We start from the raw sequence: 3514 nt of genomic DNA, 5'->3' as shown, positions 1-3514 counted from the left end.
GCTGGCGGCGACATCGTGGGTCTGCAGCCAGGCGATGTGGTCGCGATAGCGCGAGGCGGGCACCTCGACCGGCTGGCCGTGGTAGCGCTGCAGGACTTCGCCGATCAGGCGGGCGGTGCTCCAGCCATCGAGCAGCAGATGGTGGCTGGTCCAGATCATGCGGTAGCGGTTCGCGCCCAGGCGGAGGAGGCGCACGCGCATCAGCGGCGCAGAGTCGAGCGCGAAGGCCAGCTTGCGTTCTTCGAGCGCAACGTCCTCGCACGCCGATTCGTTCCAGTCGCGTTCGGCATTGATCCGAACCGGCGAAGGCACCTGCCGATAGACCGCCTGCATCGCCTGCCCGTCGATCCAGACGAAGCCGGTTCGCAGGATTTCATGGCACGCGACCGTCTCGTCCCAGGCCGAGCGGAAGCGCTCGGCATCGAGGCCATCGAGCGTGATGGCGAGCTGGTTGACGTACAGCCCGGCCTCCGGCGCGTAGAGCGAGTGGAACAGCATGCCGTGCTGCATCGGCGTGAGCGGATACAGGTCCTCGATCTGGCGGCCGTCGAGGCGATCGAGCTGATGCTGGTTCAGGCCGGCGAGCGGCACATCGGACGGTGTCAGCGCGCCGGGTGGCATGCCGATGCAGTGGTCGATGGTGGTCTCCAACGCCTGCCGGTAGGCGTCCACCAGCGAGGCGATGGTGTCGTGGCGGTAGCGGGCGGTGCTGAACGTGACGCCCAGCGACAGCACGCCGCCGATGACCTGGCCATTGATCGTGATCCAGTTGTCAAGCGGTGCGTCGGGGGAGACGGGCTGCCCCGGAGACTCTGTGGCCCGATCGAACAGGGCCGCTTCGTCGATATTGGCGTCAAGCTGGCCCAGATAGTTGAACGTAATGCGAGGCGAACGAAGCGCGGCAAGTTCGTCGCGGATCGCCTGCGGTCCGAGAAGCCGCAGTAAGCCATGGCCGATGCCGTGATGGGGGATGGCGCGCAACGTTTCCTTGACCGCCTTGATGCTGCTGCCGGTGTCGCCGAGCACCGGCAGGACGACGGGGAACAAGCTGGTGAACCAGCCGACGGTGCGGCTGATATCCACGTTCTCGAACAACGCCTCGCGGCCATGCGCTTCCAGGAAGATGGCCGCTCGGTCCACGCTCGCCCAATCGCCGACGGCTCGCGCGAGCGCGCTGAGCAGCAGGTCGTTGATCTGCGTGCGATACGCCGCAGGGGCTTGCTTGAGCAGCCGCTGCGTCTGCGCCGGCGACAGCTGCAGGGTCAGCGTGGCGGCGTCGGCGATGCGATCGTTCTCCACGACGCGATCGCAAGGCAGTTCCGGCCCTTGCTGGGTGCGCCAGTAGTCCGCCTGCCGGATCAGATCGTCCGAGTTCGCGTGCTGGACCAATGCCTGCGACCAGGCCTTGTACGACGCCGTCCTGGGCGGAAGGGCGATCGACCGGCCGTCCCGCGCAAGGCGATACGCCTGCTGCAGATCTTCCAGCAGGACGCGCCATGACACGCCGTCGATCACCAGATGGTGTACCGCGAGCAGAAGGCGCTCACTGCCGTCCGGAAGCCGCAGATGCAGCGCACGAAGCAACGGACCGTGTTGCAGATCGAGGCTCTGTTGCGCGCGGGTGCAGTGTTCGTCCATGGCCTCCAGACCAGCGACATCTTGCTGCCACAGCAACTCGTCTTCTGCCGGCTCGGCGTAGTGCTGGCGCCATTCGCCCTCGGTCTGCCGGAACCGTAGCCGCAGCGCGTCGTGATGTTGGACCACCGCCAGCAGCGCCTGCCCCAGTGCGTCGTGGTCGAGCGGCGACCGCGGACGCAGCAGCACCGATTGGTTCCAATGGTGGCGGTGCGGCATCGGCGTCTCGAAGAACGCCTGTTGGATCGGCAGCAGCGGCACCTCGCCGGTCGGCGTGTCTTCGACGGCCCGGTTTGCTTCCTCGCGCGTGGCGATCTGCGCGAGTGCCTGCACGGTCTGGTGCAGGAACAGGTCCTTGGGCGTGAAGCGCAGGCCGACGCGACGCGCCCGGCTGACCGCCTGGATCGACAGGATCGAGTCGCCGCCAAGTTCGAAGAAGTTGTCGGTGATGCCGACTCGCTCGACACCAAGAACCTCCTGCCAGACCTGGGCGAGCCGCGCTTCGATGCCGTTGCGCGGCGCGACGTAGCTCTTGGCTTCCCACGCCGGCTCAGGCAGCGCGCGACGATCCAGCTTGCCGTTCGTCGTGACCGGCAGCCGATCCAGCTCGATGATGTGCGCCGGGACCATATAGGCCGGCAGGCAGCCTTCGAGATAGCCGCGAAGCTCGGCGGAGAGATCGGAGGTGTTCTCGCGCGTGACGATATACGCGACCAGCTGTTTCCCGCCTTGGTCATCGTGCGCAAGGACGACGGCCTCCCGGACCGCGGCATGGGCGCGCAGGCGCGCCTCGATCTCGCCGAGTTCGATGCGGTAGCCGCGGATCTTGACCTGATGGTCCAGCCGGCCGACGTATTCGATGCTGCCGTCGCGGCAACGCCGTACCAGATCGCCGGTGCGGTACATGCGGGCGCCGGCGGTGAAGGGGTCGGGGACAAAGCGCTCCGCGGTCAGTCCCGGTCTGCCGACATAGCCGCGCGCGAGACCCAGGCCGCCGATATAGAGCTCGCCTGCCACGCCTACCGGCACCGGGTTCAGGTCCGCGTCCAGCACGTAGGCGGTGCGGTCGCCCACCGGTGTGCCGATCGGCACGTACGCGCTCGCGCAGTCGGTGTCGCGCTGCCCGACCCAGGCCAGCGGCGTGACCACGGCCTCGGTGGGTCCGTAGCCGTTGATCAGCGTGCCAGCCTGGAATTTCTGCTTGATGCGGGCCAAGGCCTCGCGCGACATCGCTTCGCCGCCGAAGGACAGCAGGCGCAGCGGCACCGGCTCGGTGGCCGCCTCGGCCAGACGCAGCAGGTACGCGGGCGGGAAGCCGGCATTGGTGACGCTTTCGCGCGCGATCACTTCGAGAGTCTGCTCGGCGCTCCACAGGGTGTCGTCGCGCAGCACCAGCTGGGCGCCGGCGATCAGCGGTACCAGCCAGCGTTCGTGGGCCCCGTCGAAGTTGAAGGACAGGAAGTGCAGCTCCCGGTCATCCGGTCCCATGCCGTATTGCTCGACGGTGGCGTGGCAGTGCATCGCCAGCGGTCCGTGCTCGACGGCGACGCCTTTGGGCGTGCCGGTGGAGCCGGAGGTGTAGATGAGATAGGCGAGCTGGCGAGGATCGACGGTCGGCAGTTGCACCGCCTCCGGTTCACCAACGTCTTCCATGACGATGACCGGCAGGGTGGTATCGATCCGGCCGGTCAGGACTCGGGAGGTCAGAACGAGCTTGACGCCGGCGTCCCGCAGCAATTGCTCGATACGCGCAGCCGGCAGTTCGGGGTCCAACGGCAGGTAGGCGGCGCCGGCCTTCAGCGTGGCCAGCAGCCGTACGATCAGGTCAGGGCTGCGGTCGAGCACGACGCCGACGACGGTTTCCGGGCCGGCACCGGCC

General features: G+C 67.7%; 1 protein-coding gene. It reads right to left on the bottom strand.

Translation table 11 applies throughout. The annotated features are described in order from the left end of the window. Window positions 1-3514 (bottom strand): non-ribosomal peptide synthetase (locus tag K7G19_RS24855; protein WP_226109662.1); only part of this gene is annotated, 3514 nt, incomplete at both ends.

The organism is Cupriavidus sp. DB3 (assembly GCF_020418465.1).
Lineage (GTDB): Bacteria > Pseudomonadota > Gammaproteobacteria > Burkholderiales > Burkholderiaceae > Cupriavidus > Cupriavidus cauae.
The sequence above is the reverse complement of the archived record's forward strand: the minus strand, read 5'-3'. Positions and strand labels throughout refer to the sequence as shown.